This is a genomic window from Sphingomonas paludis (genome assembly GCF_053502515.1).
The window spans coordinates 2,402,271-2,424,111 of sequence record NZ_CP187558.1 but is presented as its reverse complement, the minus strand read 5'-3'; the positions used below and the strand labels follow the sequence as shown (position 1 = coordinate 2,424,111).

Below are 21,841 nucleotides of genomic sequence, written 5' to 3'. Positions count from 1 at the left end.
GAGCGTGTGGAATATCAGATGCCCTGACCCTCTGCGAGTGGGGGAAGCGTTATTCCGGTAGAAAATCGGGCACGGACAGATAGCGCTCGCCCGTATCGTAGTTGAAGCCGAGCACCCGCGATCCGGCGGGCAGTTCCGGCAGCTTTTGCGCGATGGCAGCGAGCGTCGCGCCGGAGCTGATGCCGACCAGCATCCCCTCGGTCCGAGCGGCCTTGCGCGCCATTTCCTTGGCGTCGGCGGCGTCCACCGTCACCACCCCGTCGATCGACTGGGTATGGAGGTTGCCGGGAATGAAGCCCGCGCCGATGCCCTGGATGGGATGCGGGGCAGGCTGTCCGCCCGAAATCACCGGTGAGGCGGCGGGTTCGACCGCATAGACCTTGAGGTCCGGCCAATGATGCTTCAACGTTTCTGCGACCCCGGTGATGTGCCCGCCGGTGCCGACCCCGGTGATGATCGCATCGAGCGGCGCGTCGGCGAAGTCGGCCAGGATTTCCTGCGACGTGGTGCGGACATGGACGTCGATATTCGCAGGGTTTTCGAACTGCTGCGGAATCCAGGCACCCGGCGTTTCCGCCGCCAGTTCCTCGGCGCGGGCGATCGCGCCCTTCATCCCCTTTTCCCGGGGCGTCAGGTCGAAGGTCGCGCCATAGGCGAGCATGAGGCGGCGGCGCTCGAGGCTCATGCTTTCGGGCATGACGAGCACCAGCTTGTAGCCTTTCACCGCCGCGACCATTGCCAGGCCGACGCCGGTATTGCCGCTGGTCGGCTCGATGATGGTGCCGCCGGGCTGAAGCCGGCCCGATGCCTCCGCCGCCTCGATCATCGCCAGCGCGATGCGGTCCTTGATCGATCCGCCGGGGTTCGACCGTTCGGACTTGATCCACACCTCTGCATCCGGGAACAGCCGGGATACGCGGATGTGCGGCGTGTTGCCGATGGTGTCCAGGATCGACTGAGCCTTCATTGGGCCTTCTCCTTTGGCGGTTCTATGGGCGGGAATTCCAGCGTCTCCACGGTCTCGAAGTTCCGCGCCCGGCGCAATTCAGGAAAGATATAGGCCCATAAACCTGTGATCGCCACCGCCAGTACCCCGCCGACCGCCGTGGCGGCGATGGGGCCGATGGCAGCGGCGAAGAAACCGGCGCGGGCCTCGCCCAACTCGTTCGAGCCGCTGACGAACAGGGTGGCGACCGCGCCCACCCGGCCCCGCATCGCATCGGGCGTCGACAGCTGGATCAGCGACTGGCGGACATAGACCGAAAACATGTCCGCGCCGCCCAGCACCACCAGCGCCAGCAGCGACAGGGCGACGCCGGGAGCGAAATCGCTGCCCACGCCGGCCGGTCCCATGGCCAGGTAGAATAGCGGCCCAGCGATGCCGAACACTGCGGTCATCGCGCCGAAAGTGGCGACGGCCCACAGCATCTTTTGCCCCACATGATCCTTGAGCGGCCGAAGCGAAAAGCCGATGGCGACGATCACAGCGCCCAGCGACGGCGCGCCCCGCAGATGCCCCAGCCCTTCGGAGCCGACCATCAGGATGTCGCGGGCATAGACGGGGAGCAGCGCGGTGACTCCGCCGAAAAGGACGGCGAACAGATCGAGCGAGATCGCCCCGAACACGAGCCGGTTGCGCCGGACATAGGTCAGCCCCTCGACCATCTGTTGCCATGGGTTGCCGCCCGACGGCCGCCCCTGGGCATTGATCGGGCGGACGAGGCTGAGCATCACCACCGACAGCGTGAACAGCCCGGCGGATACCGCATAGGGCAATCCTGCATCGGCGGCATAGAGATAGCCGCCAAGTGCGGGTCCGAGCACCGCGCCCGATTGCCAGGACACGCTGCTCATGGCGATGGCGGTGGGCAGGACGGCGGCGGGCACCAGATTGGGGGCGAGCGCGCCCAGAGCAGGCCCGGCAAAGGCGCGGGCGACGCCGAGCAGCGCCGCGACCGTGAACAGCGCGGGCAGGCCGATGTCTCCGCTATAGGTCAACCAGGCGAGCATGGCAGCGCATCCTGCCTCAAGGATCAGGGCGGCGCGGGCGATCAGCCGCCGGTCCACGCGGTCTGCGATCCAGCCCGCAACCAGCGAGAGGACGAGCAGCGGCAGGAACTGGGCGACGCCGATCAGGCCGAGATAGAAGGCGCTTTCGCGCACCCCCATCGTCTGCCTAGCGATGTCATAGACCTGCCAGCCGATGACGATCACCATCGCCATCTGTGCCAGCGTCCCCGACAGGCGGGCCAGCCAATAGGCCCGGAAGTTGTGCAGCGTGAAGGGATGCGGCGGCTTGGTCATCGGCGGCGTCCGTAGGGCGGGGGAGCGGGCAAGGGCAATGGGCGAATGCTTGGGACGGGGGAAGCGCGGGTTTCGGCGTTGACGGAGCGGTTGACAGTTTTGACGAAATGGATCGGTTTTTCAGAGCCGGTTGACAGGTGACGGAGAGAGAACACCCTCACCCTTCCGCGCCTGACGGCGCTCCCTCCCTCTCCTGCATGCGGGAGAGGGAAGGGGCCCGCCGCCGACAGGCGGTGGGAAGGGTGAGGGTGTCAGCTGTTCTGGGGCGTGACAGTTGACAAGGGTACGCGGAACGCGGGCGAAGGTGTCAGCCTTGTCGGGGCTATCAGACAATGCGTCAGCAGGGATCGACCATGGGAAAAAGCGGGAACCGCTCACCGTACCGGGTGCTGCGCCTGTAGGACAGCGCCGCCGGTCAATCGCGGGGCGGACCGAAGACCGACCAACCGGTGCGGTGGCCGAGCATCTCCAACGTGCGCACGCCGAGGATCGAGTTGCCATGCTGATCGAGATTGGGCGACCAGACGGCGATGGAGGCGATCTCCGGCGCAATGGCCAGGATGCCGCCGCCGACCCCGCTCTTGGCAGGCAGGCCGACCCGGACGGCAAAGTCGCCGGAGCCGTCATAATGGCCGCAGGTCATCATCAGGGCCAGCACCATCCGGTTCTGGCACGCGCGCTTGAAGGCGTCCTTGTCATCCGATGCCAAGCGGGTATGCGCGAGGAACCGGCCCGATATGGCAAGCCCGCGACAGTCGAGCGACAGCGCGCATTGCCGGGCATAGAGGTCGAGCACGGCGTCGATCGGCTGTTCAACATTGCCGTGATGCTTCATGAAGCTGAGCATCGCGCGGTTGAGGTCGCCGTCGCTGGCCAGCACATCCTCGTTCAAATCGACTGGCAGATCGCCCACGCTATCGCGGATCAGTGTTTCGACCGGGTTTGCTTCACCCGCCTGTTCGGCAAGCAGGTCGCAGACGACCAGCGCGCCTGCATTGATGAACGGGTTGCGGGGGATGCCGCAGGTACGCTCCAGATCGATAACCGAATTGAAGGGATCACCCGACGGTTCGCGGCCCACGCGCTTGAACACCGCATCCCCGTGCTGGCGAAGCGCCAGGTCGAGCGCGAACACCTTGGATATGGACTGGATCGGAAAGCGCCGATCAAAGGCCCCGGCGCTGTGGACATGATCGGGCGTGGCGACCGCGATGCCGATGGGGCCGGGCACTGCGTCGGGGTTCTTGCGGTCGGCCGCTGCCTCGATCTCGGCGGCATCGGCTTCAATTTCGGCGACGATGTCGGCCAGAATGGGTTCGATCTGCATCGGTGCGTAACGACCGGCGGGGGGATGCGATCCGGTCGTCCTTCGGGGCAATCGGCGCAGGGCGCATCCCTTGCCTATCAGCGCCGGGGCATACTCGCCACGGGAACGCTATCCGACTTCTGCACGTCGATGATGTCGTTCGGCGATCCCGGCGCGACAGCGGCAATGTAATCGGCGACGATACGGTTTCCCAGCCGCTTCAGCTGCATTTCGCGCATCACCTCGGCGCGTTCCAGATCGACCGCCTTTGCATCCATGATCAGTTCACTGGCCACCTCGCGGCGCTTGACCGCGCACCGTGGACCGTTCCCTTCGATTGGAACGCTTTCGGTCCGATCGACGTTTGACCCGCGAACCGTGAAGGAGTGTATGATGCGTAGACTGGCGCTGCTTGCCGCGACCGCGATGCTGGTCGTCGGATCGCCCGCCCTGGCGCAGGGCAAAGGCAATGGACAGGGCAATGGCGGCGGGCAAGGTCCGGCCAAAGCGGGCGGGCCGGCCAAGGGCAATGGCGGGCCTGGCAAGGGCAACGGCGCCAAGCCGGATCGCGGCGGGCCGCCCAGGGTCGCCGAGCGCGGCCCGTCGGGCATCGACAGGCGTGGCGGCCCGGACCGCAACGATCGCGGCAACGGGCGGGACAACCGGCCCGGCAAGGACGTGGTGCGGATCGATCGCGGTCCCCCGGGGCAGGGTCGGCTCGACCGGGGTCCGGTCTTTGTCGAGCGCGGCCCGGACCGGCGCGACGTCCGGGATGTCCGCGTCGTTCGCAATCCCGTCGAGCGCGTCCGCTATGCCGACAATGGCCGCTGGTATGACGGACGCACCGTTGTGATCGACGGGTGCCCGCCGGGACTGGCCAAGAAGAACAACGGATGCCTGCCGCCCGGTCAGGCCAAGAAGTTGTGGGGCAACTCCCAGCGCTATGACAACTGGTACGGCAACTGGGGATCGTGGCGCGACGATCGGCGGTACGATTACCGTTATTCGGACGGATATCTGTATCGGGTAAATCCGCAGACAAGCCTTGTCGTCGGGTTCCTGCCGCTGCTGGGCGGGGCACTGTTCGGCGGCAATGCGTGGCCGCAAAGCTATGTCGATTACGACGTGCCGCAATATTACGACAGCTATTACGGCTATGACGACGGGCTCGACTATCGTTATGCCGATGGCGCGATCTTGGGCGTCAATCCGTCTTCCGGCGCGATCGACGGGATCGCGGCGCTGTTGACCGGCAACGAATGGGCGGTGGGACAGCCGATGCCGCCGGGATATGATTTCTATAACGTGCCGCCGCAGTACCGCGACCGCTACGTCGACGGCACCGACGCGATGTATCGGTACAGCGATGGCTATGTCTACGAGATCGACCCGACGACTCTGCTGATCCAGCAGGCCATCGAGCTGTTGCTCTGATCGCCCGTCGACACGGCAGGCAATGATTCTGGGAAAGGGGATGAGGATGAACAGGCTTGGACTGGCCGGCGCACTGGCGATCGGACTGGCGCTGTCGGCGTGCGGCGGAAACGAGGCGGGGGTGGACGGCAACGCCGCCGCCGAAGCTTCGGTGACCGACGACACGCTGTACGAGGTGATCGCAGAGACGGCGGACCTGAAGACAGCCGCAGCGCTGATGAAGTCCGCTGGGCTGGAGCGCACGTTCAACGGAGTAGGATCCTATACGGTGTTCGTGCCCGTCGATACCGCGTTCACGGCGCTGCCCGCCGAACAGCGGACGGCGCTGGAGGCTGAGGCGGGGCGGCCGCAGCTCGTGTCGCTGCTTCGCGCACATGTTGCCACGGGCTATATCTCACGCGACGATCTGGATCAGGGACTGGCCAAGGACGGCGGGACCGCGAAGCTGGCCAGCGTGTCCGGATCGGCGCTGTCGCTGCGCAAGGACGGCGACGCCATCCTGATTGGCGAAGGCGAGGAAGCCGCCCGCATCGTCGGCGAGCCGATCCGCACGCGCAACGGCGTGGTCTATCGCATCGATCGGATCATCCCGCCGCCCGCCGCCTGAAGGAACGAGCCGGGGCGGGATCACCCCGCCGCCTTGGCCAGGCCCCTAGACAGTTGCAGCGCGCCGTTCAGGCGTTGCTCGGGGCTGCCCCAGGCGCGGGTGATGACGAGTTTCATGTCGGGGCGCAGCTTGGCCACGTCCTTCAGCTTGTCGACATAGGCGAGCAGGCCGTCGACGTTCGGGAACTTGTCGTCGTGGAAGGTGACGAGCGCGCCCTTTGGCCCCACGTCCAGCTTGGCGACGCAGGCCTTTTTCGCGTTGAGCTTGGCCTCGATCAGCTTGAGCAGATTGTCGGTCGCGTCGGGCAGCTTGCCGAAGCGGTCGATCAGTTCGGCGGCGAAGCTTTCGATGCCGGCCTTGTCCTCCACCTCGTTCAGGCGGCGATAGAGACCCATGCGCAGGTCGAGATCGGGGACATAGTCCTCGGGGATCATGATCGGCGCATCGACATTGATCTGGGGTGAAAAATCGCGCGGCCGGTCGTCGCGGAGGCCCCCGGCGCGGGCATCGAGGATCGCCTCCTCCAGCATCGACTGATAGAGTTCGTACCCGACTTCGCGGATATGACCGGACTGTTCGTCGCCGAGCAGATTGCCCGCGCCGCGAATGTCGAGATCGTGGCTGGCAAGCTGGAACCCCGCGCCCAGCCCCTCCAGGTCGGACAGCACCTTCAGCCGCTTTTCGGCGGTCTCGGTCATCATCCGCTCTGGCGGGGTGGTGAAATAGGCATAGGCGCGCGTCTTGGCCCGGCCGACGCGGCCGCGTAGCTGATAGAGCTGGGCCAGGCCGAACTTGTCGGCGCGGTTGATGATGAGCGTGTTGGCGCTGGGGATGTCGAGGCCGCTTTCCACGATGGTGGTGGAAACGAGCAGGTCCGCCTTGCGGTCGTAGAAGTCGCTCATCCGTTCCTCGACCTCGCTAGGCGCCATCTGGCCGTGCGCGACGATGTAGCGGATTTCGGGGACGTCGGTGCGCAGATACTCCTCGATCTCCGGCAGGTCGGCGATGCGCGGAGTGACGAAATAGGCCTGGCCGCCGCGATAATGCTCGCGCAGCAGCGCCTCGCGCACCACGACCGGATCCCAGGGCATGACATAGGTGCGCACCGCCAGGCGGTCGACCGGCGGCGTCTGGATGACCGAGAGTTCGCGCAGGCCCGACATCGCCATCTGCAGCGTGCGCGGGATCGGCGTGGCGGTGAGGGTGAGGACATGGACGTCGGTCTTCAGTGCCTTCAGCCGTTCCTTGTGGGTCACGCCGAACCGCTGTTCTTCGTCCACGATGACCAGGCCCAGGCGCTTGAACTCGATCCCCTTGGCCAGCAGCGCGTGGGTGCCGACGACGAGGTCGATCTGGCCGTTCGCCAGCCCCTCCTTGGTCGCCTTTGCCTCGGCGGTGCCGACGAGGCGGGAGAGGCGGCCGATCTCGATCGGGAAGCCTTCGAAGCGGGCCTTGAAGTTCTGGTAATGCTGGCGGGCGAGGAGCGTGGTGGGACAGATGACCGCGACCTGCATCCCGGCCATCGCCGCGACGAATGCGGCGCGAAGTGCAACCTCGGTCTTGCCGAAGCCGACATCGCCGACGACGAGGCGGTCCATCGGGCGGCCCGCGCCGAGATCGTCGATGACTTCGGAAATGGCGCGGTCCTGATCGTCGGTTTCTTCATAGGGGAAGCGATCGACAAAGGCGGGATAGCCGCCGGGATCGGGCTGCATCACCTCGGCCGGGCGGAGCGCGCGCTTGGCGGCGGTGGCGATCAGCTCACCCGCGATCTCGCGGATGCGCTCCTTCATCCGCGACTTGCGCCGCTGCCACGCCTCGCCGCCCAGTTTGTCGAGCGTCGCACCCTCTTCGCTGGCCCCGAAGCGGGAGAGGACCTCGAGATTTTCTACCGGCACGTAGAGCTTGTCGCCGCCCGCATAGCTCAATGCGACGCAGTCGTGCGGTGCCTTTTGCACCGGGATCTGCATCAGCCCCTCGTACCGGCCGATGCCGTGATCGACATGGACGACCAGATCGCCGGGGGTGAGCGTCGCCAGTTCGTTCAGGAAGGCGTCGGTCGATTTCTTGCGCTTGCGGCGGCGGACGAGGCGGTCGCCGAGCATGTCCTGTTCGGTGAGGACGGCAACGTCGGGCGTGGTATAGCCATGGTCGAGCGGCAGGACGATCAGCGCGACCGCCTTGTTCGACGCGCCCATCGCCTCCTGCCAGCTGTCGACCAGGGTGATTTGCGTAAGGCCATGGTCGGCGAGCAGCCCCTTCAGCCGTTCGCGCGCACCCTCGGAATAGCTGGCGAGGATTGGGCGCTTGCCCGATTTCCGCAGGGCGTCGAGGTGGGCGACCACCGCCTCATAGACATTCTGTCCCCCGGCGCGTTCGGGGGCGAAATCGCGGGCGCTGTCGACGCCGAAGTCGAGCGCGGTGGCGCTGTCGGGTTCATGGAAGGGGGTCGCCAGATGCGCCTTGGCCTTGGCGGTCAGTTCGGCCCATTCCTTGGCCATGACATAGAGCGAGGCGGGGGCGAGGGGGCGGTAGCTGCCCGGATCCTTGGACTGGGCGCGCTCGCGATTGGCGAAATAGTCGTTCACCGCCTCGATCCGCTGTTCGGCGGCGGCGGGGACGCCGGGGTCGCGGACCACCACCGCATCGTCGGGCAGATGGTCGAACAGGGTTTCGAGCTTTTCCTCGAACAGCGGCAACCAATGCTCCATGCCGGCCAGGCGGCGGCCGTCGCTGATCGCCTGATAGAGCGGATCGCCGGTGGCGGTCGCGCCGAAGCGCTCGCGATAGCCCGCACGGAAGCGCTTGACGCTGTCCTCGTCCAGCAGGGCTTCTGACGCGGGGAGCAGGGTGAAGCCGTCGAGGCGGCCGGTGGTGCGCTGGTCTTCGGTCGAGAAGGTGCGCACCGTCTCGATCTCGTCGCCGAAGAAATCGAGGCGGAGCGGCTGTTCCGCGCCGGAGGGGTAGAGATCGACCAGGCCACCGCGCACCGCAAATTCGCCCGCGTCATGCACGGTATCGACCCGGTTGTAGCCGTTGGCGGCGAGCAGCTTGACCAGCCGGTCGGTAGAGATGCGCTCGCCCGAGGCGAGGCGGGCGACGAGCTGACGGATGCGGAAGCGGGTCAGGGTGCGCTGGGTCGCGGCGTTGGCGGTGGTGACGATGAGGCGCGGGCCGCGGGGTTTCTGTTGCAGCTGATGCAGCGCGGCCAGCCGTTCCGACATGACGCGCAGCGTCGGGCTGGCGCGGTCATAGGGCAGGCAATCCCAGGCCGGGAAGGCGATGACCTCAAGCTCCGGCGCGAAGATGGGCGCGGTGGCGGCGACCGCGCGCATCATCGCCTCGTCCGGGGCGATATAGACCGCGCCGCCATCCGCCGCCCGCGCAAGGTCGGCGAGAAGCCACGGGAGGAACCCGGCGGGGACGCCCGCAAGGGTGAGCGGCTGGGTGGCGCGGAGGATCGTCGAGAGGTCGGGCATTGGGGGGCTCGCATAAAGCCCTCTCCCCTTCAGTGGAGAGGGTTGGGAGAGGGGGAGGCAGCGGGCGGATCGCTTGGGGCGCGCCCCCTCTCCCCGGCCCTCTCCCCTGAAGGGGAGAGGGGGATCAGTCGGGGATTTTCATGAAATCGAGCTTGCGGATGGCGTCGAACATGCCGCCTGCGTAACGGGGCGGGACGGGCGCGACGCCGAGTGCCCAGGCCATGATGTCGACATCCTGTTCCTCCATCAGTTCCTCGAACAGCGCGATCTCGTCATCGTTCCATGCCGCGTGCGCGGCGTCGAAGAACCCGCCGATCATCAGGTCGGCCTCCTTGGTGCCGCGATGCCAGGCACGGAACTTCAGGCGCTTCAGGCGGGTTTCGCGGTCCATGGCGGAACAGGCTCCATAGGCGATTGACCGGCGGCGCGGGAATGCGCCGTCGGCTGGCCGGTGGGAGATAGGGTCGGATCCGCGCCGATGCCAGCCCAATCCTCCCCGGAACGGGCAGGTTTGATCCGGTGAAGGCAAGGTTCATCCTTCACGTCATCCCGGCCTTGGGCCGGGATCCCGCTTCTTCAGCGGCCGGAGATAGCTGGACCCCGGCTCAAGGCCGGGGCGACGGGATAGGGCTGTCGAGATGCCGGCGGCTTCGTGCTCCTGCGGAAGCAGGAGCCCAGAGTGTCGAGGACGTCGCATTGTTACTCTGGGCTCCTGCTTTCGCAAGAGCGCGGGCGGGGCAGGAGCGTAGGCTGCACATAAGCACGGGGTGTTTGTTCAGGCCGTCGGCTGGCCTATGGCTGCGTCATGCGTCCCGATATCCTCAATCCATTGTTCGCGGAAATCACCGTGCTGAAGGGCGTTGGGCCGCAGTTGGCCAAGCCGCTGGAACGGCTGGGGCTGGGCCGGATCGTGGACATGGCGTTCCACTTGCCGACCGGATGGGTGGACCGACTGCCGCGCGAGGAACTGGATGCGGCGGATGCGGGGCGGGTGATCGCGATCACTTTGGTGCCGCTGGATTACCGGGTGAGCGCGGGCCGCGGGCCGACGCGGGTGCATGCGCAGGATGCGCGCGGGAATATCGTCTCCCTCGTCTATTTCGGCGGATCGAGCGGGTGGGTGAAGAAGCTGTTGCCGATCGGCGAGGCGCGGCGCGTGTCCGGCAAGCTGGAAACATACGGCCAGGAATTGCAGATCATTCATCCCGATCATGTGCTGCCGCTGGAGGAAGCGGACGGGCTGGCCGAGCGCGAGGCGGTCTATCCCCTGTCCGAGGGGGTGACGTCGAAACGGTTGGCGGGCTTTGCCGAACAGGCGGTGGCGCGAGCGCCGGTGCTGCCCGAATGGATCGAGCCGGGGGTGAAAGCGGCGCGCGGCTGGCCGGGCTGGCGCGAGGCATTGAGCCGCATTCATGCCGATCCGGCGGAGGCCAAGGCGCGCGAGCGGCTGGCCTATGACGAGGTGTTCGCCAACCAGCTGGCGCTGGCTTTGGTGCGCGGCGAGGCGCGGTCGAAGCGGGGCAAGTCGCTGATGGGTGATGGCGCACTTCGGGCGCGATTGAAGCTGCCCTATGCGCCGACGGGCGCGCAGGCGCGGACGATCCGCGAGATCGAGGGCGACATGGCGCAGGACCGGCCGATGCTGCGCCTGCTGCAGGGCGATGTCGGATCGGGCAAGACGCTGGTGGCAGCCATGGCGCTGCTGATCGCTGCAGAGGCGGGGGCGCAGGGCGCGCTGCTGGCCCCGACCGAGATCCTGGCGCGGCAGCATTATGAGACGCTGAGCCGGATGCTGGCGCCGACCGGCGTCACTGTCGCGGTGCTGACCGGGCGGGACAAGGGGCGGGTGCGCGAATCGACGCTGATGGGCTTGTCGGATGGGTCGATCCAGATCCTGATCGGCACGCATGCGATCTTTCAGGAGGCAGTCAGTTACCGCGACCTCGGCCTGGTGGTGGTGGACGAGCAGCATCGGTTCGGCGTTGCCCAGCGGATGCTGCTTCAGGCCAAGGCGCAGCGACCACCGCACCTGCTGGTGATGACCGCAACGCCGATCCCGCGCACGCTGACGCTAGCCAATTATGGCGAGATGGATGTCAGCCGCCTGGACGAGATGCCGCCGGGGCGCGAGCCGATCGAGACGCGGGTGGTTTCCGAGGATCGACTGGCCGAGGTGGTCGAGGGGCTGGCCCGGCATCTGGCGGGCGGGGGGCAGGCCTATTGGGTGTGCCCGCTGGTCGAGGAGAGCGAGAAGTCCGACCTGGCGGCGGCGGAGGCGCGGGCGGAGAGCCTGCGGGCGCGACTGGGCGACGCGGCGGTGGCGCTGGTGCATGGCCGGATGAAGCCGCCGGAAAAGGACACGCAGATGGCGCGGTTTCAGTCGGCGGCGGCGGGCGTGCTGGTGGCGACGACCGTGATCGAGGTGGGCGTGGACGTGCCCAACGCAACGCTGATCGTGATCGAACATGCCGACCGGTTCGGGCTGGCGCAGCTGCACCAGTTGCGCGGGCGCGTGGGGCGGGGCGGGGGCAAGTCGATCTGTCTGCTGTTGCGCGGTTCGACCCTGAGCGAGACGGCGCGCGCGAGGCTGGCGCTGATGCGGGAGACGAATGACGGGTTCCGGATCGCCGAGGAGGATTTGCGGCTGCGCGGTGCGGGCGAACTGCTGGGCACGCGGCAATCGGGGGAGATGGCGTTCCGGCTGGCCAGCCCGGAGCAAATGGCCGAATTGCTGCCCGCCGCCAATCAGGACGCGCGGCTGCTGATCGACCGGGACGGCGGGTTGCAGGGCGAGCGGGGGCAGGCGGCACGGATCGCGCTCTATCTGTTTGAGCGGGATGCGGCGGTGGCGCTGCTGCGGTCGGGGTGAGGGTGAAGCGCCTGCTGGCTGATCTTCAGGCTTAATGAAGGATATTTGCCTGACATGGCACATTGTCCGTTCGCACTAAGGCACCGCGCCAGCGGCGTCTCGAAGTGCTATGGGGCCGTGCTTCGAGACGGGGCTGCGCCCCTCCTCAGCATGAACGGGGTTTTGGCTATCCGTCATTCGACAGGCTCAGGACGAGCGGGGGTTTGGGCTGAACTCACATTCGGTTGAGAGTTATGAACGGCAGCTTTGAGCAAGGTGGCTGAATGACCGACTATGGGTGGAAAACGAAATGTCAGCATGCGGTTCGGAGAGTGACCCGAAAAATCATGCTCATCTCGGCAGTTGGGCGGGGCCGCACCGCGCCTTATTCTTTGGCCCGACCTTTCAGCTGGCTGCCAATCATCCATTTCAGCGCATATACGTTAGCGAAAATGTCGAGGAAAACGAACGGGGTAAGGAGATAGGTGAGCTTACCTTCAACATAAGGTGAAATCATGAAGGAAGCTGCAACATGCAAAATCGAAATGCTGATCATGTAAGGAGAGAACGCCTTTTCATGCCGGAGGGGCCAGCAAATTATCGACACGCAGCAAACGATTACGAATGACAACGACAGGGTCGTCGCAACTGGCTCCTGCCAAATGAACAGTGACGCGATAAATAGCGCTGCTGCCCCCACGCCAACGGTTAAACCCTGTTTGCGGGAGACAGTGCCTAGCCTATGAGCGTGCTCGGATTCTCTCATATATAACTCCCGCACACGGATGACTTTGGCACCTTACGGGTTTTGTAGGTGCGCCGTCGAACGCCCGCAATGGGATCGGAAGCCTACCGGCCGCTTTGATGGCTTCAAATCCTTAGCCGCGCATCACTTGCGCCAGGAGCTGGTAATAGGTGGCGCGGTCGATGGGGGTGTCGAACTGGCCGCCGATGCGACCGCCGAGCGACCAGCGGACATCGACCATGGCCTGGCCGACCACCGGCAGGTGCACGCGCAGCGCGGTTCCGGGTTCGATGACGGCATCGGTGCGCGCCATCAGGCCGTGGGGGGACAGGTTGACGATCAGCAGGGTGAGCGGGCGGCCGCCGGGGCCGGTGGCGCGGGCGCGGAAATGGACTTCGTCCCGGTCCACCGCGCGGTTGTCGACATAGGCCAGGCTGGTTGCGGCTCTCATCGTTTTTCCTGTCCCCACAGGCGGTTGCGTCCCGCGCAACCTTGGCGGGGCGACGATGAAGGCATCGGCAACAAACGGACTTAACGAACCCTTGCCGTGCGCCTGCGGCTATTGCGCAGTGAGCAGGCCGTGATGCTTCTTGCCCGCCGAAATGCGCACCTCGCCGATGACGGCAACCGTGGCTGCCTCGTCCGCCACCTTTTCGCCGTCGACGCGGGCGCCGCCGCCCTTGATCAGCCGCCGCGCCTCACCCTTGGATGCGGCGAAGCCAAGGCCGACCAGAGCATCGACCAGCGCGATCGAACCGCTGACGGCAAGCGTCGGCAGCGAGCCGCCGGCACTGCCTTCCTCGAAGGTGCGTCTCGCGGTTTCGGCTGCGGCGTCCGCTGCCGCGCGGCCCCGGCACATGGCGGTCGCCTCGTTCGCCAGCATCTTCTTCGCTTCGTTGATCTCGGCGCCCTCCAGCGCCTCCAGCCTAGCGATCTCTTCCAGCGGCAGGTCGGTGAACAGGCGCAGGAAGCGGCCGACGTCGCGGTCGTCGGTGTTGCGCCAGAACTGCCAGTAGTCATAGGCGGGCAGGGCGTCTTCGTTGAGCCAGACCGCGCCGGACATGGTCTTGCCCATCTTGCCACCATCGGCGGTGGTGATCAGCGGGGTGGTGATGCCATACACCTCGGTCCCGTCGACGCGGCGGGACAGTTCCACGCCGTTGATGATGTTGCCCCACTGATCCGATCCCCCCATTTGAAGCCGGCAGCCGATCCGGCGCGACAGCTCCAGAAAGTCGTACGCCTGAAGGATCATGTAGTTGAATTCGAGGAAGCTGAGCGACTGCTCCCGGTCGAGCCGCAGCTTGACTGAATCGAAGCTGAGCATCCGGTTGACGCTGAAATGCTGGCCGTAATCGCGCAGGAACGGGAGGTATTCGAGCGCGTCGAGCCATTCGGCATTGTCGAGCATGACCGCGTCGGTGGGACCGTCGCCGAAGGTCAGGAAGCGTTCGAAAACGGTCTTGATCGAGGCGATGTTGGCGGCGATCGTCTCGGCCGTCATCAGCTTGCGCGCCTCGTCCTTGAAGCTGGGGTCGCCGACCTTGCCGGTGCCGCCGCCCATCAGGACGATGGGCTTGTGCCCCGTCTGTTGCAGGCGGCGCAGCAGCATGATCTGAACCAGGCTGCCGACGTGCAGCGACGGTGCGGTGGGATCGAAGCCGATATAGCCCGGCACGACCTGTTTCGTCGCCAGCGCGTCGAGCGCGGCGGCGTCGGTCATCTGGTGGACATAGCCGCGCGTCGAGAGCAGGCGGAGCAGATCGGAGCTGTATTCGGTCATGATGGCGCGCGCATAGCCGAGCCGAGCGCCAGTGTCATCGGGCCAGAGTCATTGGAGGCGACGCCGATCCGTCCGGCCGGCATCGCCCCCCTTGGTCAGCGAAACTTGCGGACCGGAGTGACCAGATAGATGAGCAGCGGCACCAGAACGATCAGGCCCAGGATCGCCAGGGCCAGATGCTGGCGCTGATCGAGGAACAGGGTCAGCACGACCGCAATCGTCGCCAGCAGGATCGCCGCGGCGGTAAAGCCGCGCGGGACGACCAGTCGTTCGCTGCATTTACGGCAAATAAACACCCGGCCGAGCTTTGCAAAACTTCGGGTGACAGGAATGAACCGCCCGCAATTGGGGCAGGAAGGACCGGGTTTCATAGGGTACGCAACAGCCTTTCAGCACGATTGAACACTTTTGCCATCCCCCCTTTTGCTTTAGGCAAGGGTGGTTCGCGCTGTAAAGGGCCTTCGCAGTTTGCCTTGCGGCAGCGTGACTTGATGCTTGCGCTGTCAGTCGGATACTTGAGCGTTACTGCGCTGCAACACGGGCAGCGCTGGCGCGAATCAGGGCGATCATGTTGGGAATGCCCTGGGTCCGGTTGGAACTGAGCTGCGCTTTCAGATCGAACGGGGCCAGCGCTGCATCGATATCGGCAGTCGCGATGTCGGCGGCGGGCTGGTCCTGAACCGTGGCGAGCACCAGCGCGATCACCCCCTTGGTGATCGCTGCATTGCTGTCGGCCAGGAAATGCAGCGTGCCATCGCCGCGATCGACGGGATAGACCCAGACGCTGGCCGAACAGCCGCGCACCAGCGTGGCGTCGGTCTTGAGGGCATCCGGCATGGGTTCGAGCTGACGGCCAAGATCGATCAGCAGACGATATCGGTCGTCGGCTTCCAGGAACGCATATTCCGCTTCGATGTCGGCAAGCTGGGTCATGGGGGGCGATATAGCGGTTGATCGCCCGGACAAAAGCCCCGATGCCGGGGTGGGTCGCGATTGGTGCGGAGGCGGTCGCCGCCGCCCCCGGAATGGCTGCTGAACCCTAAAGATCGACGCCTGCCGCAATCGCTTCCAGTTTGCGGATGCGTTCCTTCAGATCGGCGATTTCGATGCGGGCGCTGGCGTTGCCGGTGTCGCCCTGGTCCTCATGGCGGGGCCCGCGGGCGGAAAGCGCCAGTTCCTGCTGCTTGAGCGCCAGCCAGCCCCGCCATCCGGCAAGGCCGGCCGCCGTCACCATCGCCAGCCCGGTCAGCCCGGCCGTGGCCAGGATCGCGGTCGAGTTGGGATCGAACATGATCACGTCCTCTTCGTCACTTCGCCTGGTCGCCGCGCAGCCGCTCGATTTCACGATCGAGGCTGCTCGACGAATGATTGTCGGTGATGACCCGTTCCAGCACCTGCACCCGTTCGCGCAGGGACCGGATTTCCTCCCGCATCCGGGCCGCATCGGCGGTATCGACCGCCGGGGCCGCTTCATCGCTGCGTTGCATCCGGGATTTGACGATGCCGCCGATCGTCACGACGATCACGATGGCGACGACCATTTCAAACGGGCCCATGTCGGTTCCTTTCGCGGGTCGGTCCGGCGCTTATTCGGCCGGCTGCAGGTCGGGGCGGGCCAGGGCAGCGATCCGCATGGCCCGGCGGCGGGGGCGGTCGCGGCGTTCGGCGATCCAGCACAGGCCGGCGGCGATGATGGCGATGACGCCAGTGAAGATAAGCATCCTGTTCTCTTTCTTGTTCGATGCGTCGGTAAACGCTGTGGGTTGGGTCAGTTCAGCGGGGCGTCGCGCAGCCGCTCGATCTCGTCGGCGACGGCCATGCCGCGGTCGGTGATGATCCGTTCGAGCACGCGCACCCGCTGTTCCAGCCGTTCGGTGCCGGCGGCATATTGAGCCGTCTTTTCCGCCAGCAGCTTTGCCTCAAGCTCCATTTGCAGGCGGCGATGCTCCAGCATCGGCTGGACGATCTGTTTGGCGACCAGCGCGGTGATCGGGATCATCGTGCCAAAGGTGATGCCAAGAATGGGAATCCAGGTGGCGTCCATGGGATAAGCTCCTCAGTTGGTCTTGCCGCGCAGCATCTCGATCTCGCGGTCGAGGCTGTGGGCGCCGTCGGTGACGATCCGCTCGACATTGGCGAGGCGGTCCTTGATCGATCCCAGTTCGGCGCGAAGCTGGGCGTTTTCCTGGCTGAGCAACTTGATCCGCTCCATCGCCTCGTCGTTGCGTTGGGGATAGATGGCCTGCCCCCAGGCCCCGTCGAGCGGGTAGCCGTTCTTCACGCGAAGCCAGGTGGTGAACATCCAGGCGACCAGGCCAAGGGCGCCGATCAACAGGCCGGAGCCGATGATCCAGGGTAGGTTGGGGGCGAGTTGATCGGCAATCATGTCGGTTCTCCCTGTGTGCCGGTTCAGCGCAGGCTGTCGATTTCGCGGGCGATCCGCTGGGCGGGATCGGTGGCGATCCGTTCGAGGACCGCGATCCGTTCCTCCAGTCGCGACACCTTGCCGTTCAGCTTTTCATTCTCGCTGTTCAGCAGCGCGATCTGACGGACGGCATTCGGATAATCCTCCTCCAGTCCGTCATACCCCCGGGCGGTGGTGCCGCCCCATTCATTTTCCACCGGATAGCCATGCCTGGCCCTGATCCAGCTGTTGATCACCCATCCGATCGTCGAGATCGCGATGATGGCGATGACGAAACCCGGTCCGCTCCAGCTCATGATCCTGTTCCTCCCTGTTCGTGCCGTCGATCAGCGCAGGCTGTCGATTTCGTCGGCCAGGCGACGGTTGCGGCTGGTGTAGAAGATTTCGATGTCGGCCAGGCGGCGGTCGATGTCGCGCAGCTTAGACCGGACCTCGCTGGTCGAGCGGCGCGGGTTGCTGCGCACGCCTTGCCAAAACTTCTCGTCCTCGCGGGTTTCATACAGGCCGAGCGGCTTTTTGGGGGCCACCCAACCCATGACCAGGTAACCGATCAGCACCCATCCGCTCGTCGCCAGGGTCAGGATCACGGTCGAGACCCGGATGATGGTGACGTCAAAGCCGGTATAGTCGGCAAGCCCGGCACAGACGCCCATCCACTTGCCATTATGCTTGTCGGTGTAGAATTTGGTGCGGCTGGCGGACATTTCAGTTCCTCCTGCTGTAATCGAATGGCTGGTCTTCCGGCTGGCTCGGCTGAGCGGGGCGGAAGTCGGGGTTGTCGGCGGCGATGATGCGCTCGATGGTTTCAAGCCGTTCATCCAGCCGCCGGGCGGTGTGGTAAAGCTCGTCGAGGAGCTTCTCGTCCTCGCCGGTGATGGTCGCCGCCTGCTTCCACTTGGTCACATAGTGCATGATGACCCAGGGAAGGCCGATGAACAGCATCCCGACGATGACGATGGGGAGAAAGACGTCCTCCATCGCATCAGCCCTCCTTGTTCAGGCGGGCCTTGAGCGCGGCCAGTTCGGCATCGACCTTTTCGGCCGATTTCAGCTCGGCGATTTCCTCGTCCAGCGTCTTGGCGGGCTGGCCCATGCCCATCGCGTCGGCGCGGCCCTCGGCCATGTCCACGCGGCGCTCCAGCACGTCGAAACGGCTGAATGCCTCGTTGATGCGGCTGCCCGAATAGACTTCGCGCATCCGGGCGCGGTTGTTCGCGCTTTCCAGGCGAGTGACGATTGAGGACTGACGGGCACGCGCTTCGCGCAGCTTGTTCTGCAGCTTGGTGATGTCCGCCTCCGACGCCTTCAGCGCATCGTCCAGCACCACGATTTCCGCCGAAAGCTGCTCGGCCATGTCGGCCGCCTTCTGCCGTTCGACCAGCGCGGCCTTGGCCAGGTCCTCGCGGCCCTTGGACAGCGCCAGCTCGGCCTTTTCGGTCCAGTTCGCCTGCAGCCCTTCCAGCTTGGCGATGTGGCGGCGGATTTCCTTTTGATCCGCGATGGTGCGGGCGGCGCTGGCGCGCACCTCGACCAGCGTCTCCTCCATTTCGAGGATGATCATGCGGATCATCTTGGCCGGGTCTTCCGCCTTGTCGAGCAGGTCGGTGACGTTCGCTGCGATGATGTCGCGGGTGCGGGAAAAGATACCCATCGGTAATGCTCCTTCGTCAAATCACTTCAAAAATCGGCCGGGGCGGGGTCTGGGGCACTCCGCTCCGGCCGTTCCCCCGCCGCCCCCTGGGGAAGGGCGGCGGGAAAGACCCGTTAGTTCGGCGACAGCATCGCCACCTGGATTGCCCGGTCGCGGATCTTCGCCCGCTCTGGGTTCTCGTTCGGATTGGAAAAGAACACCTCGACCGCCACCGTCTGTGCCCGTCCGCGCTGCGATTTGGGCAGTTGCGGATAGTTGACCGACCGGGCCGCGCGGATGGCCGTCCGGTCGAGCTTTGCATGGCCGGTCGACTGGGCCAGTTCGAACCCTTCGGCATGGCCTTCGGCATTGAACCGGACCGCGACGATCGCGGCACGATCCCGCTTGCGGGCGGCGGAGACGCCGTCCACGAACGGCAGCTTCTGGTCGAGCCGGTTGGACACCAGCCGTTCCCACTGCCGGGTGTTGCGGGCCGCTTCCTCGGCCTTGGCCGGGGTGACGGTACCGATCATCAGCGCGCTGGTCCCGAAGGAGGCGAGCAGGATCGCTGCGAAGCGTTGGTTGGCACTGGCGTTGATGCTCTTCATTATTGGGTTCTCCCTGAACCTGAGTTTGTATCGTTCACCGCTTGCGGGTGATGCCGAACACTCTGCACGGCCCGTGCCAATTTCGAGAATGGCCCAAATCCGCCAAAGCTGAACCCTGGATAAACGGGATGGCAAATGCCGCTTGCCAAGAGTTGGTGATTTGCGCCAATTGTAGGGAATGGAGCGCACGACGCAGGTCATCGGCCAGTCCGGCCCGTTCATGGACGCGCTGGAACGCGCCAGCCGCGCCGCTGCGCTGGACCGGCCCGTGCTGGTGATCGGCGAACGGGGCACCGGCAAGGAACTGGTGGCCGAACGCCTGCATCGCCTCAGCCCGCGATGGGACCAGCCGCTGGTCGTGATGAACTGTGCCGCGCTGCCCGAAACGCTGATCGAGGCGGAACTGTTCGGGCATGAGGCGGGGGCGTTCACCGGCGCGACCAAGGCGCGGACCGGCCGGTTCGAGGAAGCGGACGGCGGCACGCTGTTCCTGGACGAACTGGGCACGCTGTCCATGGGGGCGCAGGAACGGCTGCTTCGCGCGGTGGAATATGGCGAGATCAACCGGATCGGATCGTCGCGGCCGATCCGCGTCGATGTGCGCATCGTGGCGGCGACGAACGAGCACCTGCCCGACCGGGTGGACCAGGGCACGTTCCGGGCCGACCTGCTCGACCGGTTGAGCTTCGAGGTGGTGACGCTGCCCCCCTTACGCGCGCGGCCGGGCGACATCATGGTGCTGGCGGATCATTTCGGGCGGCGCATGGCGGCCGAACTGGGGCGTGACCGCTGGCCGGGATTCGGCCTGCACGCGACCGAAGTGCTGACCACCCATCGCTGGCCCGGCAATGTCCGCGAACTCCGCAACTGCGTCGAGCGGGCGGTGTACCGGTGGGACCAGCCGGGTCCGGTGGATGCCATCGAGATCGACCCTTTCGCCTCGCCCTATCGACCGCGCGGGCAGGCCCCGGCGCGGGCAGCGGCGACAACGCCGGACGGCGATCCGGCGCCCATCCCCTCGACCGCGCTGGAGGACAGCCCGTTCGACGGGGCAGTCGATTTCAAGACGCGGGTGAACAATTACGAACGATCGCTGCTGACCCGCGCGCTGGCGGACAATCGCTATAACCAGCGGCATACCGCAGAGGCGCTGGGCCTGAGCTACGACCAGCTGCGCCACGCGCTCAGGCGGCATGATCTGCTGGGGGAAAAGGGGTAGGGGCGGCAAGCTGGACCCCGACTCAAGGCCGGGGCGACGTCCAAGCTACTTCTGCCGTCCCGCTGCCATCGCCGCGTCGCTGGCCAGTTTGTCGGCGCGTTCGTTGTCGGGGTGGCCGGCATGGCCCTTGACCCATTGCCATTCGACGCGGTGGGGGGCGGCGGCTTCGAGCAATGCTTGCCACAGATCGGCGTTCTTCACCGGCTTGCGGTCGGCAGTCTTCCAGCCGTTCCTGCGCCAGCCGTGGATCCATTTGGTGAGGCCATCCATCACATAGCGGCTGTCGGTCGACAGGGTGACGCGGCAGGGGCGGGTCAGCGCATTGAGGCCGGAGATCGCGGCCATCAGCTCCATGCGGTTGTTGGTCGTATCCGCCTGGCCGCCGGACAGTTCCTTTTCCACGTCACCGAAGCGCAAGAGCACGCCCCAGCCACCCGGCCCCGGATTGCCCTTGCACGCGCCGTCCGTCGCGATTTCCACCAGCGGCAATTCGGTCATGCGAACAGGTCTGCACCCGCAGCCCGGTAAAAGTCGTAGCGCCGCAGATAGGCGAGCGGATCCTTCCGCGTGACCATCGCATCGGCTGGCGTGTTCAGCCAGTCCCAGGCGCGGCTGAGCAGGAAGCGAAGCGCCGCCCCTTCCGCCAGCACGGGCAGCGCCGCGCGCTCGGCGTCGCTCAGGCCGAAGGTTTCGGCATAGCCTGCGATCAGCGCCCGGCCGATGGGCGGATAGAAGTCGCGGCCGGTGGCATCGAACGACCACGCCCCGTGCATCACCGCCAGGTCATAGGCGCGGATGTCGGTGCAGGCGAAATAGAAGTCGATCAGGCCGGTGATGCGGTCGCCCAGCATCAGCACATTGTCGGGGAACAGGTCGGCGTGGATGGCGCTGGTCGGCAGGTCCGTCGGCCAGCGGGCGAGCACGCTGTCCAGTGCTTCACCGACCCGGTCGAACAGGCCAGGCTCGATCCGGTCGAGATCGCGGCCGCACCGCTCATATTGCGCGCGCCAGGTATCGGCGCCCATCGAATTGGGCCGGTCGATCCGAAAATCGGCAAGCGCGCCGTGCATCCGGCCCATCGCCGCGCCCGCCGCCAGCGCCTGCACCTCGGTCGGGTGGCTGACCGACACGCCGTGCAGGAAGCGGATCAGACAGGCTGGGCGACCCTGAAGCTCGTGGATTTCGCGGCCTTCGCGGTCCTTGATCGCCGGGGGCACCGGCAGGCCCCGGGCAGCCAGATGGTCGAGCAGGGCCATGAAATAGGGCAGGTCGCCCGCTGCCACCCGCTTTTCATACAGGGTCAGGATATACCGGGAAGTGGTTGTATCGACGAGGTAATTCGAATTTTCGACGCCCTCGGCAATGCCCTTGGCCGAGACGAGTTCGCCGACGTCGAAGCGCGTGAGAAACGCGGCCAGCGCCTCGGCCGACACCTGTGTATAGACTGCCATGT

27 protein-coding genes are annotated in these 21,841 nt (G+C 65.9%); 4 read left to right on the top strand and 23 right to left on the bottom strand.

Annotated features, from left to right (window positions below):
- Positions 1-49 precede the first annotated feature (49 nt).
- The 4 genes from cysK to ACPVPU_RS11650 form a co-directional block, all read right to left on the bottom strand.
- A complete protein-coding gene (gene cysK, locus ACPVPU_RS11665; protein ID WP_448658108.1) occupies positions 50-967 on the bottom strand; it encodes a cysteine synthase A in 918 nt (305 codons plus the stop codon).
- Positions 964-2,304 carry an MFS transporter gene (locus ACPVPU_RS11660; RefSeq protein ID WP_448658107.1) on the bottom strand — a complete coding sequence of 447 codons (1,341 nt, stop codon included), beginning with the start codon at positions 2,302-2,304 and terminating at the stop codon, positions 964-966. Before ACPVPU_RS11660 ends, cysK begins: the two co-directional genes overlap by 4 nt.
- A 415-nt stretch (positions 2,305-2,719) precedes the next feature.
- Entirely contained in the window at positions 2,720-3,631 is a 912-nt protein-coding gene (gene glsA, locus ACPVPU_RS11655; RefSeq protein WP_448658106.1) for a glutaminase A, read from the bottom strand.
- Positions 3,632-3,708: 77 nt separating this feature from the next.
- Entirely contained in the window at positions 3,709-3,906 is a 198-nt protein-coding gene (locus tag ACPVPU_RS11650) for a hypothetical protein (RefSeq protein ID WP_448658105.1), read from the bottom strand.
- 97 nt (positions 3,907-4,003) lie between these two features.
- On the opposite strand from ACPVPU_RS11650, the gene ACPVPU_RS11645 reads away from it, so the two are divergent.
- Both ACPVPU_RS11645 and ACPVPU_RS11640 read left to right on the top strand, forming a co-directional pair.
- Positions 4,004-5,044 (top strand): hypothetical protein, encoded by a 1,041-nt coding sequence (locus ACPVPU_RS11645; protein ID WP_448658104.1) that lies wholly within the window; start codon positions 4,004-4,006, stop codon positions 5,042-5,044.
- A 46-nt stretch (positions 5,045-5,090) separates the two neighbouring features.
- Positions 5,091-5,651: a fasciclin domain-containing protein gene (locus tag ACPVPU_RS11640; protein ID WP_448658103.1), complete on the top strand. Its 561-nt coding sequence runs from the start codon at positions 5,091-5,093 to the stop codon at positions 5,649-5,651.
- Between the two features lie 20 nt (positions 5,652-5,671).
- Here ACPVPU_RS11640 and mfd read toward each other — a convergent pair whose 3' ends face one another.
- Together mfd and ACPVPU_RS11630 are read right to left on the bottom strand one after the other, a co-directional pair.
- On the bottom strand, positions 5,672-9,130 hold the full coding sequence (gene mfd, locus ACPVPU_RS11635; protein WP_448658102.1) for a transcription-repair coupling factor: 3,459 nt from the start codon (positions 9,128-9,130) through the stop codon (positions 5,672-5,674).
- Between the two features lie 124 nt (positions 9,131-9,254).
- Complete coding sequence (locus ACPVPU_RS11630; protein WP_448658101.1) at positions 9,255-9,521, bottom strand: FAD assembly factor SdhE; 267 nt, start codon at positions 9,519-9,521, stop codon at positions 9,255-9,257.
- Positions 9,522-9,935: 414 nt separating this feature from the next.
- Between ACPVPU_RS11630 and recG the strand changes: the two genes are divergently transcribed.
- Positions 9,936-11,999, top strand: coding sequence for an ATP-dependent DNA helicase RecG (gene recG, locus ACPVPU_RS11625; RefSeq protein ID WP_448658100.1), 2,064 nt, complete (start codon positions 9,936-9,938; stop codon positions 11,997-11,999).
- Positions 12,000-12,363: 364 nt separating this feature from the next.
- On the opposite strand, the gene ACPVPU_RS11620 is transcribed toward recG, so the two are convergent.
- From ACPVPU_RS11620 to ACPVPU_RS11550, 15 genes are all read right to left on the bottom strand, one after another.
- Positions 12,364-12,744: a hypothetical protein gene (locus ACPVPU_RS11620; protein ID WP_448658099.1), complete on the bottom strand. Its 381-nt coding sequence runs from the start codon at positions 12,742-12,744 to the stop codon at positions 12,364-12,366.
- A gap of 112 nt (positions 12,745-12,856) precedes the next feature.
- On the bottom strand, positions 12,857-13,174 hold the full coding sequence (locus tag ACPVPU_RS11615; protein ID WP_448658098.1) for a PilZ domain-containing protein: 318 nt from the start codon (positions 13,172-13,174) through the stop codon (positions 12,857-12,859).
- Between the two features lie 108 nt (positions 13,175-13,282).
- Positions 13,283-14,506, bottom strand: a complete 1,224-nt coding sequence (tyrS, locus tag ACPVPU_RS11610; RefSeq protein WP_448658097.1) for a tyrosine--tRNA ligase — start codon at positions 14,504-14,506, stop codon at positions 13,283-13,285.
- 95 nt (positions 14,507-14,601) lie between these two features.
- Positions 14,602-14,802, bottom strand: coding sequence for a hypothetical protein (locus tag ACPVPU_RS11605; protein WP_448658096.1), 201 nt, complete (start codon positions 14,800-14,802; stop codon positions 14,602-14,604).
- A 226-nt stretch (positions 14,803-15,028) separates the two neighbouring features.
- Positions 15,029-15,439, bottom strand: a complete 411-nt coding sequence (locus ACPVPU_RS11600; RefSeq protein WP_448658095.1) for a SufE family protein — start codon at positions 15,437-15,439, stop codon at positions 15,029-15,031.
- Between the two features lie 106 nt (positions 15,440-15,545).
- Positions 15,546-15,797 carry a hypothetical protein gene (locus tag ACPVPU_RS11595; RefSeq protein ID WP_448658093.1) on the bottom strand — a complete coding sequence of 84 codons (252 nt, stop codon included), beginning with the start codon at positions 15,795-15,797 and terminating at the stop codon, positions 15,546-15,548.
- A 16-nt stretch (positions 15,798-15,813) separates the two neighbouring features.
- A complete protein-coding gene (locus ACPVPU_RS11590; RefSeq protein WP_448658092.1) occupies positions 15,814-16,062 on the bottom strand; it encodes a hypothetical protein in 249 nt (82 codons plus the stop codon).
- 30 nt (positions 16,063-16,092) lie between these two features.
- Positions 16,093-16,227, bottom strand: a complete 135-nt coding sequence (locus ACPVPU_RS11585; RefSeq protein WP_448658091.1) for a hypothetical protein — start codon at positions 16,225-16,227, stop codon at positions 16,093-16,095.
- A gap of 47 nt (positions 16,228-16,274) precedes the next feature.
- Positions 16,275-16,550 carry a hypothetical protein gene (locus ACPVPU_RS11580; protein WP_448658090.1) on the bottom strand — a complete coding sequence of 92 codons (276 nt, stop codon included), beginning with the start codon at positions 16,548-16,550 and terminating at the stop codon, positions 16,275-16,277.
- A 12-nt stretch (positions 16,551-16,562) separates the two neighbouring features.
- Entirely contained in the window at positions 16,563-16,892 is a 330-nt protein-coding gene (locus ACPVPU_RS11575; RefSeq protein ID WP_448658089.1) for a hypothetical protein, read from the bottom strand.
- Between the two features lie 23 nt (positions 16,893-16,915).
- Positions 16,916-17,227 carry a hypothetical protein gene (locus ACPVPU_RS11570; RefSeq protein WP_448658088.1) on the bottom strand — a complete coding sequence of 104 codons (312 nt, stop codon included), beginning with the start codon at positions 17,225-17,227 and terminating at the stop codon, positions 16,916-16,918.
- A 30-nt stretch (positions 17,228-17,257) separates the two neighbouring features.
- On the bottom strand, positions 17,258-17,635 hold the full coding sequence (gene pspC, locus ACPVPU_RS11565) for an envelope stress response membrane protein PspC (RefSeq protein WP_448658087.1): 378 nt from the start codon (positions 17,633-17,635) through the stop codon (positions 17,258-17,260).
- 1 nt (position 17,636) lies between these two features.
- Positions 17,637-17,909: an envelope stress response membrane protein PspB gene (gene pspB / locus ACPVPU_RS11560; RefSeq protein ID WP_448658086.1), complete on the bottom strand. Its 273-nt coding sequence runs from the start codon at positions 17,907-17,909 to the stop codon at positions 17,637-17,639.
- A gap of 4 nt (positions 17,910-17,913) precedes the next feature.
- Complete coding sequence (gene pspA, locus ACPVPU_RS11555; protein ID WP_448658085.1) at positions 17,914-18,582, bottom strand: phage shock protein PspA; 669 nt, start codon at positions 18,580-18,582, stop codon at positions 17,914-17,916.
- A gap of 113 nt (positions 18,583-18,695) precedes the next feature.
- Positions 18,696-19,169: an energy transducer TonB gene (locus ACPVPU_RS11550; RefSeq protein WP_448658084.1), complete on the bottom strand. Its 474-nt coding sequence runs from the start codon at positions 19,167-19,169 to the stop codon at positions 18,696-18,698.
- 178 nt (positions 19,170-19,347) lie between these two features.
- Here ACPVPU_RS11550 and pspF point away from each other — a divergent pair, with 178 nt between their 5' ends.
- On the top strand, positions 19,348-20,388 hold the full coding sequence (gene pspF, locus ACPVPU_RS11545; protein WP_448658082.1) for a phage shock protein operon transcriptional activator: 1,041 nt from the start codon (positions 19,348-19,350) through the stop codon (positions 20,386-20,388).
- 45 nt (positions 20,389-20,433) lie between these two features.
- On the opposite strand, the gene rnhA is transcribed toward pspF, so the two are convergent.
- Together rnhA and thrB are read right to left on the bottom strand one after the other, a co-directional pair.
- Positions 20,434-20,886 carry a ribonuclease HI gene (gene rnhA, locus ACPVPU_RS11540; protein ID WP_448658081.1) on the bottom strand — a complete coding sequence of 151 codons (453 nt, stop codon included), beginning with the start codon at positions 20,884-20,886 and terminating at the stop codon, positions 20,434-20,436.
- A complete protein-coding gene (thrB, locus tag ACPVPU_RS11535) occupies positions 20,883-21,839 on the bottom strand; it encodes a homoserine kinase (protein WP_448658080.1) in 957 nt (318 codons plus the stop codon). Before thrB ends, rnhA begins: the two co-directional genes overlap by 4 nt.
- Positions 21,840-21,841 lie beyond the last annotated feature (2 nt).

What these genes read in the sequence shown, in the direction of transcription:
- pspA (WP_448658085.1), bottom strand. Translation starts at nt 18,582, where the DNA reads ATGGGTATCTTTTCCCGCACCCGCGACATCATCGCAGCGAACGTCACC.
- ACPVPU_RS11640 (WP_448658103.1), top strand. Translation starts at nt 5,091, where the DNA reads ATGAACAGGCTTGGACTGGCCGGCGCACTGGCGATCGGACTGGCGCTG.
- ACPVPU_RS11660 (WP_448658107.1), bottom strand. Translation starts at nt 2,304, where the DNA reads ATGACCAAGCCGCCGCATCCCTTCACGCTGCACAACTTCCGGGCCTAT.
- ACPVPU_RS11570 (WP_448658088.1), bottom strand. Translation starts at nt 17,227, where the DNA reads ATGAGCTGGAGCGGACCGGGTTTCGTCATCGCCATCATCGCGATCTCG.
- mfd (WP_448658102.1), bottom strand. Translation starts at nt 9,130, where the DNA reads ATGCCCGACCTCTCGACGATCCTCCGCGCCACCCAGCCGCTCACCCTT.
- glsA (WP_448658106.1), bottom strand. Translation starts at nt 3,631, where the DNA reads ATGCAGATCGAACCCATTCTGGCCGACATCGTCGCCGAAATTGAAGCC.
- pspC (WP_448658087.1), bottom strand. Translation starts at nt 17,635, where the DNA reads ATGTCCGCCAGCCGCACCAAATTCTACACCGACAAGCATAATGGCAAG.
- pspF (WP_448658082.1), top strand. Translation starts at nt 19,348, where the DNA reads ATGGAGCGCACGACGCAGGTCATCGGCCAGTCCGGCCCGTTCATGGAC.
- ACPVPU_RS11550 (WP_448658084.1), bottom strand. Translation starts at nt 19,169, where the DNA reads ATGAAGAGCATCAACGCCAGTGCCAACCAACGCTTCGCAGCGATCCTG.
- tyrS (WP_448658097.1), bottom strand. Translation starts at nt 14,506, where the DNA reads ATGACCGAATACAGCTCCGATCTGCTCCGCCTGCTCTCGACGCGCGGC.
- pspB (WP_448658086.1), bottom strand. Translation starts at nt 17,909, where the DNA reads ATGGAGGACGTCTTTCTCCCCATCGTCATCGTCGGGATGCTGTTCATC.
- ACPVPU_RS11575 (WP_448658089.1), bottom strand. Translation starts at nt 16,892, where the DNA reads ATGATTGCCGATCAACTCGCCCCCAACCTACCCTGGATCATCGGCTCC.
- ACPVPU_RS11590 (WP_448658092.1), bottom strand. Translation starts at nt 16,062, where the DNA reads ATGGGCCCGTTTGAAATGGTCGTCGCCATCGTGATCGTCGTGACGATC.
- ACPVPU_RS11585 (WP_448658091.1), bottom strand. Translation starts at nt 16,227, where the DNA reads ATGCTTATCTTCACTGGCGTCATCGCCATCATCGCCGCCGGCCTGTGC.
- ACPVPU_RS11620 (WP_448658099.1), bottom strand. Translation starts at nt 12,744, where the DNA reads ATGAGAGAATCCGAGCACGCTCATAGGCTAGGCACTGTCTCCCGCAAA.
- rnhA (WP_448658081.1), bottom strand. Translation starts at nt 20,886, where the DNA reads ATGACCGAATTGCCGCTGGTGGAAATCGCGACGGACGGCGCGTGCAAG.
- ACPVPU_RS11615 (WP_448658098.1), bottom strand. Translation starts at nt 13,174, where the DNA reads ATGAGAGCCGCAACCAGCCTGGCCTATGTCGACAACCGCGCGGTGGAC.
- ACPVPU_RS11580 (WP_448658090.1), bottom strand. Translation starts at nt 16,550, where the DNA reads ATGGACGCCACCTGGATTCCCATTCTTGGCATCACCTTTGGCACGATG.
- ACPVPU_RS11645 (WP_448658104.1), top strand. Translation starts at nt 4,004, where the DNA reads ATGCGTAGACTGGCGCTGCTTGCCGCGACCGCGATGCTGGTCGTCGGA.
- thrB (WP_448658080.1), bottom strand. Translation starts at nt 21,839, where the DNA reads ATGGCAGTCTATACACAGGTGTCGGCCGAGGCGCTGGCCGCGTTTCTC.
- recG (WP_448658100.1), top strand. Translation starts at nt 9,936, where the DNA reads ATGCGTCCCGATATCCTCAATCCATTGTTCGCGGAAATCACCGTGCTG.
- cysK (WP_448658108.1), bottom strand. Translation starts at nt 967, where the DNA reads ATGAAGGCTCAGTCGATCCTGGACACCATCGGCAACACGCCGCACATC.
- ACPVPU_RS11595 (WP_448658093.1), bottom strand. Translation starts at nt 15,797, where the DNA reads ATGTTCGATCCCAACTCGACCGCGATCCTGGCCACGGCCGGGCTGACC.
- ACPVPU_RS11630 (WP_448658101.1), bottom strand. Translation starts at nt 9,521, where the DNA reads ATGGACCGCGAAACCCGCCTGAAGCGCCTGAAGTTCCGTGCCTGGCAT.
- ACPVPU_RS11600 (WP_448658095.1), bottom strand. Translation starts at nt 15,439, where the DNA reads ATGACCCAGCTTGCCGACATCGAAGCGGAATATGCGTTCCTGGAAGCC.